Annotated in this window: 7 protein-coding genes; all 7 read right to left on the bottom strand. The window is 70.4% G+C overall.

Annotated elements, in window-relative coordinates:
- Positions 1–73: 73 nt before the first annotated feature.
- Complete coding sequence (locus BO221_RS55035) at positions 74–841, bottom strand: thioesterase II family protein (RefSeq protein WP_073564917.1); 768 nt, start codon at positions 839–841, stop codon at positions 74–76.
- Between the two features lie 62 nt (positions 842–903).
- The gene (locus BO221_RS55030; protein ID WP_158079957.1) at positions 904–1731 is read right to left on the bottom strand and encodes a hypothetical protein; all 828 of its coding nucleotides are present in this window, start codon (positions 1729–1731) and stop codon (positions 904–906) included.
- A 93-nt stretch (positions 1732–1824) separates the two neighbouring features.
- Positions 1825–2682 carry a bifunctional 2-polyprenyl-6-hydroxyphenol methylase/3-demethylubiquinol 3-O-methyltransferase UbiG gene (locus tag BO221_RS33385; protein WP_073564915.1) on the bottom strand — a complete coding sequence of 286 codons (858 nt, stop codon included), beginning with the start codon at positions 2680–2682 and terminating at the stop codon, positions 1825–1827.
- A gap of 69 nt (positions 2683–2751) precedes the next feature.
- A complete protein-coding gene (locus BO221_RS33380) occupies positions 2752–3219 on the bottom strand; it encodes a GNAT family N-acetyltransferase (RefSeq protein ID WP_233166362.1) in 468 nt (155 codons plus the stop codon).
- Between the two features lie 35 nt (positions 3220–3254).
- Positions 3255–5615 carry a penicillin-binding protein 1C gene (gene pbpC / locus BO221_RS33375; protein ID WP_083681740.1) on the bottom strand — a complete coding sequence of 787 codons (2361 nt, stop codon included), beginning with the start codon at positions 5613–5615 and terminating at the stop codon, positions 3255–3257.
- On the bottom strand, positions 5605–11355 hold the full coding sequence (locus BO221_RS33370) for an MG2 domain-containing protein (RefSeq protein ID WP_073564913.1): 5751 nt from the start codon (positions 11353–11355) through the stop codon (positions 5605–5607). The genes pbpC and BO221_RS33370 overlap by 11 nt, the downstream gene beginning before the upstream one ends.
- Positions 11355–16631 carry a hypothetical protein gene (locus BO221_RS33365; protein WP_073564912.1) on the bottom strand — a complete coding sequence of 1759 codons (5277 nt, stop codon included), beginning with the start codon at positions 16629–16631 and terminating at the stop codon, positions 11355–11357. Before BO221_RS33365 ends, BO221_RS33370 begins: the two co-directional genes overlap by 1 nt.
- Positions 16632–16669: the final 38 nt, after the last annotated feature.

Raw genomic sequence — 16669 nt, 5'->3', positions numbered from 1 at the left:
TCCTCGGAGGCCGCCCGCCTGGTGACCGGAGAGGCCGGGGGCGGGCGGTAGATGCCGGGAAACACGTGCCCCGTCACTGAAATTGCGGCGCCAGGTCCTCGAGCAGGGCCTTGTAGATGCGGGGCCGCTCGGTGGAGAGGAACAGGTGGCTGCCCTGGAACATGCGCAACTGGAAGCGCCCGGTGGTCTGCTGGCGCCAGGACTCGGCCTCCTCCTGGCTGACTTCCTTGTCCTCCTTGGCGCCGAAGGACGAGATGGGCACGTTCAGCGGGGGTTCGGGGGCATACCGGTAGCTTTCGCCGACGAGCGCGTCCGTGCGCAGCGCGGGCAGCACCCCGAGCCGGAAGTCCTCGCTGTAGAGCACCTCCAGGGGCGTGCCGAACCGGGCGGCGACCTCCTTGAGGAACTCCTTGTCCGACAGGTGGCTGAGCGGGGGCGGGGGGCCCTTGCGCAGGTGCATGGCCGGGCTGGCCGACAGGAAGAGGTGCACGGGCAGGGGGGCGTTGTTGCGCCGCATCCAGCGTGTCAGCTCGAAGGCGGTGACGCCGCCGAAGCTGTGCCCGAAGAGGGCGAAGGGCTTCTGCTTGACGAAGGGGAGCATCATGCTCGCCAGTTTGTCGAGCAGCTCGGGGAAGCGGGTGATGGGGGCTTCCTTCTGGCGCGTGGCGCGGCCCGGCAGCTCGATGGGGCAGACCTCGATGGAGATGGGCAGCTGTTTGGCCCACAGCCGGAAGACGGATGCGTCACCTCCAGCGAAATGGAAGCAGAACAGCCGCAAGCTGGCCTTGGGGCGCGGCTCGGGGCAGGTGACCCATCGGCGGTAGACGGGAGGGACGTGCATGCGCGGGTATCCATGCTGCGAAGAGCGGGTGGGGTGCGTCAACCCCCCTGGATTGCGGGTGCTCAATCCCAGGCGGAGAGCCGGTCGAAATCCTCGGACGTGTAGTGGATGCTGTCCAGCCCGTTGGTCAACCATGCCCCCTTCAGGCCGAACCCCTCGCGCATGTTGCGCCAGGCATGTACGTCCGTGAGGCTGGGGGCGAGCGCTCCGCCGATGTCCTTCACCGAGTCCTCGTTGGCGTAGGTGCGGTCTCCCACCTTCCGGTCGAACATGAAGGGGTGGTTGTGGAGATGTGCCAGGGGCGCGAAACCATTGGAGGCATCCGCCGCCACCCGGCCGCTCACCTCGTGCCGCAGCGGCCCACCGACGCTGTCGCCTCCCGAGAGGTACACCCGCAGCCGCCCGTGCCCGCGCAGGATGTAGGCGCCGAACTCGGTGGGGCGCTCGAGCATGGGGTAGCGCCGCGCCTGACGCTGGAATAGCCGCCATTCCAGGCAACTCGCGGGGCCCTTCTTCCCGGCGCTTCCATCCAGGACACGTCCGGTGTTCTCCGCCTCCCGCTGCATGGGCTTGCCCGTCATCGCGGTATGGAGGGCGTGCTGCCGCTCCATCAGGGCACGCTGCTCCAGGCCCTCGGCACCGAGCCGGGCCACGAGCGCCGCCCGGTACTGCTCGCGCTCGGCGTCCATCGGCGCTGGTGCCCACCACGCGGGTGAGTCGGGCAGATCGAAGAACTCGTTCAGCTCGCCCGGTTTGGGGTTGGGTACCGCGATGACCTCGGGCTGGGCGTCGAGCACACAGGCCGGGGACTCTCCCGGGACCGTGTCCGCCCGTGGGGCATGGCAGGCGGGAACGAGGAAGGCCATCAGAAGCCAGGGAATCACTCTCATGGACCCCGATCCTAGATCAGCCGAGGTAGGCGGCCTCCACGTCGAAGCGCTTCACCTCGAGCGAGGTGAGGAGCTGGTACATGCGTTGGGAGCCTACTTCTTCCGGGCGATGAAGAAGAGCTCGCGCCGCATCCTCAGAGCCTTGGCGCTCTTCGCCCAGGCCCACACCCCCCCGAAACGCAGGGCCTCGCCCACGCGCAGGAGGGGATTCTTCCTCGCACGCTTCTCGTGGAAGACGGCCTTGGACTGCGCCAGCACCTCGAAGCCGCTGTGCTCCAGCAACCGCCGCAGGCTGTCGTCCGTGTAATAGACGTAGTGCTGCTGTCCCAGATCATCCGGGCGGAAATAACGGTAGCTCTTCCTCTGGTAATCACCCTTCCAGTATCCCAGGTCCGGCACCGCCACCATCACCACGCCTCCGGGACTCAGCACGCGCGTCACCTCTTGGAGCGCCTGGCGGGGCTGGGGGGTGTGCTCCAGCACGTGCTTCATCACCACGATGTCGAACTCGCCCGTCTCGAAGGGCAGCTGCTCCAGATTGGCCACCTTGGCCCGGTAGCCGCGCTCGTTGCAGACGTTGACGGCGTATTGGGAGATGTCACATCCGGCGCTCTCCAGACCCAGCCGGCGGCCGGCTTCGATGACGTACCCGAAGGAGCAACCGATATCGAGCAGGCTGCGGGCCTGGACGAATTGGAGAGGGCCCTGGAGGTGCCGCATGGCCTTGTGCACGCGGTGCTCGAAGCGCTTGTCCCGGCCCGACTTGCGGCCGTGGAAGTAGCTCTGCTCGTAGAACCCGGCGGGCCGGATGTTGGGCTGCTCCGAGCGCTTGTAGACGACGCCACACGCGACGCAGCGTCCGAACTCCAGCTCGGGGAAGGAGACGTAGGAGGTGGCCTCTCGCGCTTCGCAGACGGGGCAGACGGACCAGCTCAGGGCGTTTGCAGTCACGGGCTGGGCTATAGCACCCACTTCCGGGCTCGAACAGACTCGCCGGGTCAGTCCTTCACGGCTCCTGGGTCAGAGTTCCCGCGTCATGAAGACGCTGAAGGGGTCGTCGGTGTAACCGTCGAACGGACCGCAGCGGACGAAGCCCGCGCTTTCGTAGAGCCGGAGCGCGGGGATGAACGCCGCGGACGAGCCCGTCTCCAGCCACAGGCTTCGCATACCCCTCTTCCTCGCCTCCGCGATGAGGTGCTCGAGCATCGCCCTTCCGACCCCACGGCCAAGGAAGGCATCGGCCACGCGCATCGACTTGAGCTCACCGCGCCAGGCGTCGAGGTGCTTGAGCGCTCCGCAGCCGGCGATCTCCTCTCCGTACCAGGCGGACCAGAACGTCACGCCGGGTTGCCGCAGCTTGTCGATGTCGAAGGCGTGCACGCTTTCCGGGGGAGAGTTCGCGTGCATGCCGGAGAGGTGCCTCGCGATCAGGGCGCGGGCCGGCTCTCCGGAGAGATCATCGAGGTGGAACCTCAGGGGCAGGCTCATGGGCAGGTCCAGAAGGGGCAACGGATTCTACTCCGTCAGTCCTCGACCACCACCGTCACCGGCTGGCTGACCTGGGGGCGGTGCACCATGGCCGCGGTGATGACGTGTTGCCCCGGCCGCAGGCTCCAGCGGAACTCGTGCGGGTAGCCCACCTCCGCCACCGGCACGCCATCCACCATCCAGACAATCGGCTCCGTACTCGGCGTCACATCCGCCGCCAGCCTCAGTGTCGAGGCCGAGGCCGGCGTGTCCGGGTCATACAGCAGCCGCACCGTGCCCCGCGGCTCGCGGATGGCCACCTTGGGTTCCAGCTCCTCGGGGTGGCTCGGGCACAGCGGGCTCTCCCGCAGCGGCGCGATGTCCAGGTGCTGCCGCCGCGCCCATTGTTCGTACTCTTCCGGCAGGGCCAGCATCACCCGCGTCACCACCTCGCGCTCCGGGCAGGAGGGGCCCGCCCTCAGGCCGTTGCGCCGATCCAGCCGAACCTTCGCGTGGAAGGGGCAGCTCTCCGCCGGGGCCGTGCCGGGGACGAACCACTCGCTCTTGCGGTGGGGACACTCCGGCCCCGCCAGCCGGCCCGACAGCGGGCACACGTCCATGGCCAGCGCGCCCGTGGGGGGCGGGAAGGTGTCGAGCACCGGCCGGTACGGGCGCCAGTCCGGCATCACCGCGTCGAAAATCTCGTGCACCGCGTTGGCCGCGCCGAGCAGCCCGCCCACGCCATTCATCCGGCGCCAGTCGTGGTTGCCCACCCACACCGCCACGAGCAGCCGGTCGCTGAACGCCATGGCCCAGGCGTCGCGGTAGCCCTGGCTGGTGCCTGTCTTCACCGCCACCGCGTAGGGGTAATCCAGCGAGCTGCCCACGGGGAACGACGGCCGCCGCGCCAGTGGGTCCGCGAGCATGTGGCGCACCAGTTGGGCCGACTCGCGCGTCATCAACCTGCGCGAGGGCACCCTGGGCTCGTCGGTGAAGCGCCGCAGCGAGCGCGTCTCCCCCTCATGGGCGAGCACCAGGTACAGCTCCGTCAGTTCCTCCAGCGTGACGTGCAGGTTTCCCACCGCCAGGCCCAGGCCGTAGCGGTCCGGCTCGTAGGAGATGCCGCCCACGCCCGCCTTCTCCAGGAAGCGCAGCGTTGGCTCCACGCCCACCCGCTCCAGCACGCGCAGGGCGGGGATGTTGCGTGAGTTGCCCAGCGCCTCGCGCAGCAGCATGGGCCCCAGGAAGGAGTGGTTGATGTTCTCCGGCAGGTAAGAGCGGCCATTCTCCACCCGCACGTCCATGGGCGTATCCGCCAGCTCGGTGGCGGCGGTGACGATGCCCTTCTCCAGCGCCAGCCCGTAGATGAAGGGCTTGAGCGTGGAGCCGGGAGAGCGCCGCTGCTTCACGAAGTCGATGGCGCCCCGGTGCTCCTGGTTGAAGAAGTCCCGGGAGCCCACGTACGCGAGGATGTCGCCCGTCTCCGTGTCCACCACCAGCGCCGCCGTGTTGCCCGCTCCCGCGCCGTCCAGCCGGTTCAGGTTCCGCTGGAGGATGCTCGCCACCTTCGATTGCACCTCCAGGTCCAGCGTGGCCGTGGAGATGGGCTCGGCCCGGGCACTGGCCAGCCCGCTCCACTCCAGCACCGCGTGCAGCGCCTCGGGCATGCGCTGGGGCCGGGGCACCAGGCCCAGGTCCGCCTGGAGTGATTGCTCCAATTCCTCCCGGGACAGAGCGCCCCGCTCGTGCAGCGCGCGGAGGATGCGGTGGCTGCGCTTGCGGGCGCGCCGCAGGCCATCCTCGGTGTATGGGTTCATCCGCCCGGGGAGCTGGGGCAGCCCCGCGAGGAAGGCGGCCTGCGCCCAGGACAGGTCCTCCACCGGCTTGTCGAAGTAGAGCCGCGCCGCACGTGCCACGCCGTGCACCCGGTTTCCATACGGAGCGATGGCCAGGTACTGGCGGAGCACCTTCTCGTGGCCGTGTCCGTGCACGAGCAGCAGTGCCTCCACCGCCTCGCGCACCTTGCGCCACGCCGTGCGTTCCCCGGGCGTCTGCATCCGCGCCACCTGCATCGCCAGGGTGGACGCCCCCGAGATGACGCGCAGGTTGCGCACGTTCTGCACCAGGGCCCGCCCCACCGAGGGCAGGTGGACGCCCGGGTGCTCGTAGAAGTGCCGGTCCTCGGTGATGAGCGTCGCCTGGACGATGCGCTCGGGCAGCACGTAGGGCACCGGCCAGTAGCCGAGCTCTCCGCCCGTCCCGGGCACTTCGCCCAGGTACGCGCCCCGCCGGTCCAGCACGAGGCGCGAGGGCTCGTAGCCGAGCAGCCCCTTCTGGAGGCTGGAGGCGAACCACACCCCCGCCCCCAGCAGCACCAGGGCGAGCACCGCCGCCCCGCGTGTCCGCCTACTTCTCATGCTCTCCCTTCACCACGATGCGCAGGCCCTCGCCGCGGCCACGGATCGACTCGCGGTACATCAGCTCGGCCCAGGGCGCCGGGTGCACGAAGGAGCCCTCGGTGGCGGCGCGCACCCGGAAGTGGAAGGTGTGCGTACCGCGCTGCATCTGCAGGAAGTAGTAGCGCACCTCGTTGTCCAGCCGCTGCACGTAGGCCGGCTTGAGCGAGTCCGCCTGCGACGGCTTCGCGTCCGAGGAGGCGTTCGCCAGCTCCGGGTTGAGGGGCTCGAGGCCCGCCGCGAAGGGCACCACCAGCGCCACGTGGACGCGATCCTCCTCGGTGACGATGCGCGTGTGCAGCTCGAGGATGTCGCCCACCTTCAGCTCCTTCACCTCGCCCGAGGCGTCGTCGAAGCGCGTCTCCTCGGAGCCATCCGCGTGCAGCCAGGTGGCGCCGCGCGAGACGATGAAGCCCTGCTTGAGCGGCGTCACCTTGTCTCCCGGGGTGGCCGGGATGTACCGGGCCTCCATGCGCATGCCCACGGGCCCTCCCTTCACGGTGGCGGTCTGCTGAGCGTCACTGGCCACCTCGGCGCGGGCCGTCTTCGTGTTCTTGTTCACCTTGAGCGCGGCGCCCGAGGTCAGCGTCACCGTGGTGTCCGGCACCGCGGGCTTCGCCTTCTCCAGGTACAGCGCCAGCGCGCCGATGGCCCGGCGGTTCTCGAAGGTGCTGCCGAAGCCCTTCTCCGCGTTCCCGTAGGACAGGAGCGCGTCACGCAGCTGATCCAGCCGCGAGTCCTCCGGGGACAGCCGCACCAGGGCCTCGAAGACGGCCGCCACGCTGGCGGTCCGCGAGCCGAGGTAGCCGTAGTAGCCCCATGCGTCGCGGCGCCACTTGAGGCCCTCGAAGACGGGCTTGCCCTTGTTCAGCTTGATGATGACGCTGTCCCACAGCTCGTTGCGCAGCGCATCCAGGTTGGAGCGGTACACCGAGGGCTGGGAGAGCATGGTCGAGGCCAGGTCCGCCAGGCTCTGGATGTCCAGGCGCTCGCGCAGCTGGAAGAGGTCCACGAGGTAGTGCTGGTCCAGCGCACCCACGCGGGTGAGGGCTCGCAGCGCCGCCGTCTGCTGGTTGTAGCGCCACTCCTGCACCAGGCCCGGATAGGTGCTGCGCAGCGAGCGCTTGAGGGCCTCCACCGCGCGCGTCTGCACCTTCTCGTCCACCTTCAGGCCCGCGCGCCGCGCCGCGTCCAGGAACTCCACCGCCAGCGCCGTCACCTGCACGTCGCCCGGTCCTCCCGGCCAGAAGGCCATCAGCCCCTGGTCATCCTGGTAGAGCGGCATCTCGTCCTGCATGCGCTGCACGTTCTTGTCGATCTGCTTGCCGAAGAGAGTGCGCACTCCCAGGTCCCTCAGCACCGCGGCCATGGCCACGTCCGGGTAGAGCTGTGACAGCTTCTGCTCGAGGCAGCCGTGCGGATACTCGGCCAGGTACTCCATGCCGGAGATCATCTCCAGCACGCCGGGGATGGCGGTGATGAACACATCCTGCGACGCCGTGCCCGGACGCGCCGGCTCGGGCAGCGGCTTGAGCGGGGTGGTGCCCGCGTTCAGCGTGTCGAAGTACGCGAAGTGCTCCACCGTGCGGTCCGGCAGCACGGGCAGCTGTACCTCGAAGGCGTCTCCCGCCTTGTCCGCCTTGCGCTCGATATCCACGCGTACCTTCAGCGACTGCGGCTCGGACACGTCCGCGTTCTTCACGGTGATGGGGGTGACGAAGCTCATGGCCCGGTTGGCCTGCAGCTCCACGTTCTGGTTCAGCGGCTGCACGTCCGCCGGACCCGACACCTTCACCGCCACCGAGCCGGGGCCTCCGTTGCCCTCCACCACGCGGCCCACCGCGCCGCCCCAGAAGCGGTCTCCCTGGCGCACGAAGCGCGGGAGCTGCGGCTGCACCAGCACCGGCAGCCGCACGCGCAACACCGTCTGCTTGTACCCGAAGCGCTGCAGCCCGGAGATGGCCACCGCGCGCACGCGGAAGTTGGTGAGGTCGTCCGACAGCGGCACCTGCACCGTCAGCTTGCCGGATGCTGGCACCTGCAACGTGGCCTGGTAGTACGGCACCGTCTGGAAGTTCTTGCGCACCACGCGCTTGCCGCCGCCTTCCTGCTCCTCCTCGCTGCCGTCTCCGCCGGGTGTTTCCTCCTGCTCGAAGAGCTTGCCCACCAGGCTGTTGCGTGTGTCGCGCAGCGTGGTGCCGCGCGCGTTCGGCTTGATGAGCTCATCCAGCGGGTTGAGCGTCCCCTCCGGCGCGAGCGACAGCACGGCCTCGTCCACCAGCCACAGCGTCACTTCTCCGGCCAGCGGTTTGCCCTGGTCATCCTTGAGCGTCAGCTCCACCGGGACGGTGGCCCCGGGGCGCGCCGTCTCGGGGTGCTTGATGTCCACCAGCACCTGGTTGCGTACCGGCTCCACCTTCACGTCCACCGATGCCCCGAGCGTCTGCGGCCGGTAGCGCGAGTCGTCCTTGTCCCCCTCGCCGAGCCGTCCCCGCATCAACAACACGTGCACCGGGATGTTGGGCACGTGCTGCGCCCGGATGGCCAGCTCGTGCACCGCCTTGCCACCGGACACGTCGTGCCAGGTGTACGTGTTGCCGCCCGGCTCCTCCACCACCACCAGCGCGCGGCCCTCCTGGAAGGGGCTCTGGAGGATGAGGCGCGCCGTCTCGCCCGGCTTGTACGAGGTCTTGTCCGGGGTGAGCCCGAACACGCCCTGGCGCGACTTCTGCCACGCGATGGGCGTCTGGCCTCCCACGTACAGGTCCGCCGACAGCGTCTGCACGCGGCCCAGCTTGTCGCGCGCCACCAGTTCCACCACGTATACGCCCGCCTCCTTCAGCTCGAAGGCCGGGGACACGGCCTTGTCCTCCGTGGTGGTGATCGTCTTCTCGGCGAGCTTCACGTCCTCCTGCTCGGTGACGTAGCGGGCATCGCCGGTGGCGAAGCTCGTCTCCCTCAGCTGGCTGTGCCAGATGCGCCTGTAGAGGCGTACTTGCACCTCCTGGCCCTTCACCAGCTTGTCGTTGACGCCCACGGCGATGATGTCCGGCGTGAGCGTGAAGGGCTTGTCCGAGTAGCGCGGCAGCTTCAAGCCCAGCACGAAGGGCGGCAGGGCCTTCACGTCCTGCGCCGCCGAGACGGGCTGGTTGTCCGCGCCGGTGACGGTGGCCTCGAAGCGGTAGATGCGCGCCGAGCCGTCCAGGTCCAACGCCGGGTTGACGCTCATCTCGTCCGCGCCGTTGTCGTCCAGCGTCGCGTTGCGCGTCATCGCCTCGGGGGCGCGGCTCTGTCCCTCGCGGGCGAACTGGTTGCTGGAGGCGAAGAGGAAGCCCTCGCGCCCCTTGGGCACGTAGTAGTAGGGGCGGCGCGTCACCGTCCACGCGATGGGCTGCCCGGCCACGTTGCCGCCCGCGTAGTAGCGCGCCACCGCCTTCACCTTGAAGGGCCCATCCAGCCGCACCGTGGCGGGGCTGGACAGCTGCACCTCGAAGGTGGGGATGCGGTAGGCCTCGATCTGGAACTTCCGGCGCGCCAGCGTCTGCCCCGTGCGCACCTCGGAGAGCACCGCGTAGTACTCGCCGGTGGGCGCGTCCTTCTCCTGGAACTCGGCGGAGAAGCCATACAGCGCGGTGAAGCTCAGCGGCAGCGCCCACGTCTGCTCGCCCGGACCATCCACGCGCAGCGCGTACTTCTTCGCCTCCTCGGGGGCCACGAAGTCACCGCCCACCTCGTTGCGCAGGAAGCCCTTGAGGTAGACCTTCTCTCCCGGCCGGTAGATGGGGCGCTCGGTGAAGAGGAAGCCGCGCAGCCCGTCATTCGGCGGCGGCGGCGTCTGCTGCGACAGCCACTCCAGCCAGCCCGAGGACGGCGACCAGTGGTTGTTGGCGAAGGACGCCGGGGCCTCGCGCGGATCCAACACGAGGATGTCCTCGCCGTTGCGCACGGTGACGCGCTGGAGCTGTATCCACGAGGGCTGCGGGCCGAGCGTCGCCCGGCCAGTGCCGTCCGTGGTGAGCTCGTGCGTGAAGGCCTCCTGGATGAACGAGCCCTTGTGCTTCGGATCCGGCACGTTGCGCTGGCCTTCGATCACGATGCGCGCGCCCTTCACCTCCTGCGCCCCGTCCAGCGTGCGCACGAAGAAGACGGCCTTGTCCCGCTCCTCCACCGTGCTCAGCGACAGGTTGGTGATCTGCACCCGGACGTAGGAGCGCTCGGGGGCGCCGGTGAGCCGCCGCAGGCCCACGAGGTACGTGCCCGGCCTCACCTTGCCCACCACCGGATCGAGCAGGGTCGCCAGGTCCAGGCCGAACGTGGTGGTGCCACCTTTCTTGGGCAGCGGCAGGTCCACCAGCTTGGAGACGAGCGGCGTGCCCAGCAGGCGGATGTGCGCCCTCAGCTCGTCCTCGCCGATGTAGCCGGGCGTGGGCCTCACCTGGGGCTCCTCGCCGGGGAAGGGCGGGGCGCTCTGCTCGTTGATGACGATGGGCCGGTTGGGGAAGGGCCACAGGCCGGGGTGCAGCGGATCCACCCGGTAGATGCGCACGTCCGCCCGCGCATCACCGTAGCCTTGCAGCGGCAGCATGCGCGGGCCCTTCGCCTCCACCAGCGCGGTGCCCTGCATCCAGCGCAGGAAGGGCTGCTTGAAGTCCAGGTGGAAGAAGACCTGGAGATCGCCGGGGTCCCTCAGTGGCCGGCCGCTGTCGTCGCGGATGGGCGCGGCGCCAATGCGCATGCGGTACAGCGTGTCCGGGACGAACCGGCCGCGCAGTGCCACGCGGCTGCCGTACGCCTGGTAGTGCAGGTCCGGCACCGCGGGCTCCAGCCGCACCAGCTTCTTGAGCGTGGTGAGCGACAGGCCCTCCACCGGCGCGGAGAAGACGAGCTGCGGCAGGTCTCCCTGGTTGCCGCACGCGAGCGCCATGTCCCGGGGCGTGGAGGCTCCACCCGTCAGCGAGAACTGGCTCCTGCCGCACTGCACCTGCTGGAGGTGGAAGGCCGGCCGCGTGGACAGCCGCCCCACCCATAGCACCTTGTCCTCGTCTCCCAACGCGAGGCTGACGTTGACGCGCAGTTGCTTGCCCTCGGGCACGTCCTCCTCGAGCGTGATGGCGTAGACGGCCTGCTCGCGCTGGCTGCCACGCGGCAGCTGCGACAGCGTCCAGTCCTTCAGCACCCGCGTGGGCGAGTCCGCCAGGCCCGGCAGATCTCGCACCTCCAGCCGGAGCATCTTGCGCAGCGACTCGAGCGGCAGCGCCTGCGGGAAGGTGAGCGTGAGGGTGCGGAAGGGCCTCAGGTCCGTGCTGTCGGGCTGCGGCGACATGGCCGAGGGCGCCGACATCATCGTGGTGAGAATCTTGCGCGTGCCGCCTGCCTCGAAGGAGAAGCGCGCCAGCGCGGGCCAGGGCTCGGCGGGACGGAACTGGAGCGTCTTGCGGTCCGCCCAGAACCACTGGCCGGGCCACGAGGGCACCACCTTGAGCAGCTTCGCGCCATCGTCCGCGCTCTGCTTGCCGGGGCCGGCGTTGTCGGGGAAGTAGACGGTGACCGGGTCGAAGCCGCGCAGGAACTGGTCGGGGAGGAGCTTCACCCCCCCGCCCTCGGGGCGCTGGCTCTCATCGGCCGGACGGTACTCCTGCGCCCGCGCGGGGACGGCCGCGAGCGCCAGGAGCAGGCAGAGCAGGGAGTTCACGAGGCGCATCACGGGTTCTCTCCGATGCGATTGAAGAAGTCGCGCAGGTACTCCTCGGGGACACCGGTCTTCGCACCGGCGAGTCCCACGAGGACGGGCTTGAAGGGGAGGGGACGCTCCAGCGTGTTGGGAGCGTGGATGGCGAGCAGGTACGTGCCCTTCTCCAGGGCGAGGAATTGCTGGCAGCCCTCGCCCAGCACGCGCTGGGCGGTGTCGAGCACGGTGCACTGGAGCACCTCGGCGGGCACCTGCAGCCCCAGGCCGATGTTGCCGGCCGAGGCGGTGTCGAAGCGGAAGTAGTGCGTCTGGCCCGGGGCCACCCAGCCCTCGGCCTGGGCCACGCCCTCGGTCAGCGCCTTCACGGGCTCGTGGGTCCAGGTGACGTTGCCGGTGAGGGGCTGGTTGGCGAAGCTTCGCACCACGAGCCGGTAGGTGCCGGCCGTGAGCAGCCGATCCACGGAGCAGCCGCGATCCAGGCCCGCCACCACGAGCACGTGGGTGTCCTTCGCGAGGCCGCAGACGCCCGAGTCGCCCCTCAGGTGAACGACGGCGTCGGCGGGCACGGTGAGGGTGCGCTCCACCACCTCGCCGGAGAGAGCCAGGGCCTTCGCGGCGTGCAGCTCGGGCACCTTGCTCCTGGGCGTCGGGGGCAGCAGGGCCAGGCCGAGCCCGTCCGGCTCCGCGAGCACCGCGCGCACGCCGCCCGGGTTCGTCTCCAGCAGGAGTTGGCCGCGGCGGCCGGGTGGCACCTGGAGCTCACAGCCTTCCAGCCGTGTCCCGTCGTCGAGCGTCGTCATGCACCGCTCCGCGCCCGTCACCCGCAGCTGGCGCGGGCCCTCCGAGCTTCCGAAGGCCAGCACCTGCTGGCCGGGCACGCGCGAGGTGGCCTCGAAGAGGGTCGCGAGCGGCAGGGCCGGCTTCGCCGCCTCCACCGAGAGCACTTCCGTCTGCACTCGGGACTCGGACGGGGACCAGAGGAACACCGCGCCTCCCGTGCCGCTCAGGATGCAGCGGGAGAGCGTGTCGCCGGGTGGGCACAGGTCCACCGCGGCGCCCTTGCCATCCACCAGCACGGCCCACGCCTCCCGGGGAAGGGAGAGCTGCACACGCGCGGGCTCGCTGGGCATCACCATGCGGAGGGCGGGTCCGCCGTTCCACGTCAGATCCTGCAGACCGGGCGTCAGCGGCACGGCGGACGTGGGCACGGGGAAGGAGAGCCGCTGGACGGCGGCCTCGCCCTTCTCCGCCACGGGCGTCCACCAGCGCGCGAGCGACTCGCTGGTGGGGCCGGTGGCCGCGTAGCACGCGGAGCCGCGCTGCTGCGACACGCCTCCATCCAGCCGGCACGCCGGGTAGGCGGGATCTCCAAAGGGCACGCTCACGCGCAGCAGGTGCAGGGCCTCCCGCTTCGAGCGCTGGCGCAGCAGTGAGGTGTCCCGGCTCAGCGGGGCGCGCTGCTCCTCGGGGTCCTCCAGCGTGGCCACGCGCTCGGAGAGGGTGAGCTTCGTTTCGGCGGTGGCGCCGGGCACGCCGAACACCCAGTCACCGGCCTCCAGCGAGGCCTCGGGGCCACACGGGTTGAGGGGTCCCTGCCAGGAGGCGGGCAGGCAGTAGACGCCGTTGCCCGTCTCGTAGCGGCCGGGCTTCGGCAACTGTGCGCTCGTGGCCTCGCCCGCCGGAATCCTCCCACCGGAGAAGGGCCGCAGGGGCCGCGCGGCCACGCTGGTGCTCACCTTCGTGGGCTGGCCCAGCGTCCAGACGCGCACGCGCCATGGCGAGGTGCCCGGCTTGAGCAGCAGCCGGCACTCGCGCACGTCCATGCCGCGTGACACCACCGCGCCGCGCTCGTCCTCCAGGGCACAGGAGAAGGCCGACTTCGCCTTCAGCACCACCTGCTGCAGCGTGTCGGCGGGCACGGGCGGCAGCGTGGCGCGCACCACGCCGGTGCCCACGTCCAGCGTGCCACCCTCGGCGAGCACTCCGGCGTCGGACACCGTGGCCAGCTCCACCGAGACACGCGAGGGGCCCGGCTGCTGCGTCTGGCTCTCCAGCACCAGCGTGTAGCTTCCCGCGGGAAGCGGCTCGGCGATGGCGCAGTTCCAGTCCGCGCCGTGGTCCGCGCTCTCCACCGCGAGCCGTCCCGTGCCGTCGAAGAGGCGGCAGCGCACGTCCGTGCTGCCGCGTGTGAAGAGGCGCAGCGTACCGTCCACGGGCAGCACCAGCGGCAGGCGGCCGGGGACGTTCACGTCCTTCACCATGGAAGGAGCGAGCACCTCCGTGCGCAGGTACAGCGTGTAGGAGATGGCCACGTCCCCGCGGCTGTGCTCGGACACCAGTGTGTAGCGCCCGGGCTCGAGCTGGAGGGACTGACCCGAGGGGGGCTGGGCATGCATCACCGGCACGGGCATCACGGGCGCGGCCGGAGCTTCCTCCTCGCTCGGTGGAGGCGCCTCTTCTCCTTCGGAATACTCCTCTTCCTGCTGGCCCTCCGAGTACTCGGGGGCCTCCGAATACCCACCCTCCGGCGCGGGCTCCGGCTCGGGAGGCGGGGGCGTGTACGTGCCCTGCGGAGCGATGACGTCCACGGGCCTGCGCGTGCCGTCCGCGCCAGTGGAGTAGAGCCGTCCCTGCATGCCATTGCTGAGGGAGAAGGACACGGCCATGCGCGCCGGCACCTCGAAGGTGAACTCGTCCTTGCCGTCCTTGCCGAGGTCCGCCCGGTACCACTGGTTGAAGCGCACGGCATGCGCCTTGTTGCCCTTGAGCACCACCGGGGGCTTGATGCGCTCCAGCGCGGTGCGGCGCATGGACTCCACCGTGAGCGGCAGTTGCGTCCACAGGTAGGTGCCCTTGGCCAGCCGCAGCGGCTGCTCGCAGGGCGTGGGCACCGTCACCACCGGCCAGCCCTGGGGGTCATCCAGGCGGCACTGGAGCCGCGCACCCAGCGCGGCGGTGGACAGCGTGTAGTCCGCGACGCGCGGCACCGTGAGCTTCTGCTGGATGAGGTCACCCGCTTCCACGCGGAAGAAGGCCTCGCCGTCGGCGAGCACGCCCTGGGCTGTCTTCAGCTCGCGCCGCTCCAGCAGCACGGCTCCGCGGCCCTTGCTCTGGTTCACCGTCCTCGCGGTGAGCAGGTAGCGGCCGGGCCTCAGGTAGGTGGACACGAGGCAGTTGCGCCCGCGCCCTCCACCCTGGGCGCTGCCCACCTGCGGCACCACCGGCGTGCGGATGCTGCACTCGGTGGCCAGCAGGCCCTGCGTCGTCACGTGGTAGAGGCCCTCCTTCTTCACGTCGAAGGTGAGCGAGTGCGACTGTCCGCGCTCGAAGTCGAACCAGGCGGGCTCGGAGGGCTTCAGCGAGGGCAGGGGCGGGAAGACGGGCGAGTACGCGCTCAGCGGAGGTGGAGGCGGCGGGGGCGGCCCGGGCCGGTGCACCACCAGGTTGAGGGCCGCGCCGCCCGGCTGGGACAGCGTGAGCGTGCCGCCCGAGCCCGGAAGCTGGCAGCGTCCGTCCCGTGCCTCCACCCGGGTGCTCCCCAGGGCACACGTGAAGGGCTCGCTCCCGGAGGCGCGCACCTCGACGGCGCCGCCCGGGCCCAGGGGCAGCTCGAGTGGCTGCGAGCCATCGAGCACCACCGGCAGGGGTCCGCCGAGGGCGAGCGGCATCGGACGCAGCACGAGTCCCCGCAGGGAGCTGCCCGTGCTCCGGTTGGCGACGACGCGGTAGACGTAGTCCTTCTGCAGCTTCACGCCCTTCATGAGGCACGCGGTGCGGGTGGGCGTGTCCTGCTGGGGCTCGCGGCCCTCGGGGGCCAGCGTGAGCCGCTCGATGCCCTCGGTGCCGCCGTACAGCTTCAGCTCATACAGACCGGCTCCGGCCGTGTGGGCGATGCGGCACGTCTGCCCCGAGGGATTCGTCTCCGTGATGCGCGTGCGCCGGGCACCGTCCACCTGGTACAGCTCGCAGCGGCTCTTGCGGTCCCCGCTGGTGGAGAAGACGTAGCGCCCGGAGCCCGTCACGCGGAACCAGACGGTGGCGTTCGAGCCGTTGTAGTTGAAGGCCCGGCGGAAGGCGCGCTCGCGGCCCACCTCGGGCCCGTCGAACCCCATGGGGACCCAGTCCATGCCGGACGTCGTCTCCAGCATGCACCCCAGGGGCGCGCTGTCCGGATCCAACGGCACCTCGTGCAGTCCCACCAGGAACTCGCCGCTGGAGGGGGCCTCGAAGTACGGCGTCGACCCGCCCTGGCTGTAGGTGCCGTCCAGGTAACGGTCCCGCGTGGGGAGGCCTGCCCACTGCAACGTCAGCCGCGTCCCGGGCTCACCCCGGAGGATGGCCACGTGACGGCTCGCGGCCGCGCCTCCCACCACCACGCTGCACTGCGGGACGAGCGCCTTGCCCTGAATCTGGCAGCCCCCCTCCGAGCCCCCGGTGACGTTGCTGGCGCCCTCGGCGGACACCCCGTGGAGGCTCACGCGGCTGGAGGATTGCCCGCCGCTGTCCCGCGACAGGAAGACGGCGGAAGGCCCCGAGGGCAGCTCCACCGCGGTCATGCCCCAGGGGGGCAGGGTGACGCTCAGCGAGCGCTCCGCGGGTGCCTTCGGGAATCCGTAGGCCACCGAGAGGGTGTTGTCCTCCTGGCCCTCGGTCCACTGCTTCGGGGACGTGCCATAGGTGGTGAGCAGGTAGGTGCCCGGGTCGAGCGTGGTCTCCAGCCACCACTCGTACTGGGGCTGCCCCGCGCGCGGCTGCGTGGAGGCGTCCTTCACCGCCACGGGCTCCAGCCACGCGCCGTTGCGCCACAGCCGCACATCGCCAACGGTGCGGCCGGAGACCCGCAGGGTGACGGGCTGGCGTTTGTCCAACTTCAACCAGAAGGAGGCCTGGTGGCGCGGGGCGAGCACCTGGCGCACCTCGCGCTCCGGCGTCAGCAGCACCGGCTGAGCGTTGTCCTCGGTGTAGGGCACCGCCTTGAGGTCCACCTTGCCCTGGGTGCCCTTGCCCTTCGTCAGCGACGTCAGGCGCAGCTTGTAGGTGCCCGAGTCCAGCAGGAGGTCCAACTCACAGTTGGAGCTCCCCGCGGCGCCACTCTGGGCGAAGGGGCCGCGGACGTGATCGACGATCTCACAGGCGGTGCCGGAGGGCGTCCTCGCGGTGATGAACACCCGCGAGGCGCGGTCGAGCGTGACGAGCGACTCCTGGTTGCCCTTCGCCGGCACGGAGGCGGGCGAGAGGCTGACGGCGTTGAGCAGCAGGAGGGTGAGTGACAGAGGAGAGAGGAGCATGAGGCCCTCTGGTAGAGGTGCCGCACAGGGGGTGCGGC

It is taken from the genome of Archangium sp. Cb G35, from assembly GCF_001896145.1.
Lineage (GTDB): Bacteria > Myxococcota > Myxococcia > Myxococcales > Myxococcaceae > Archangium > Archangium violaceum.
Note: the sequence above shows the minus strand (reverse complement) of the source record. Positions and strands in the feature narration are given on the sequence as shown.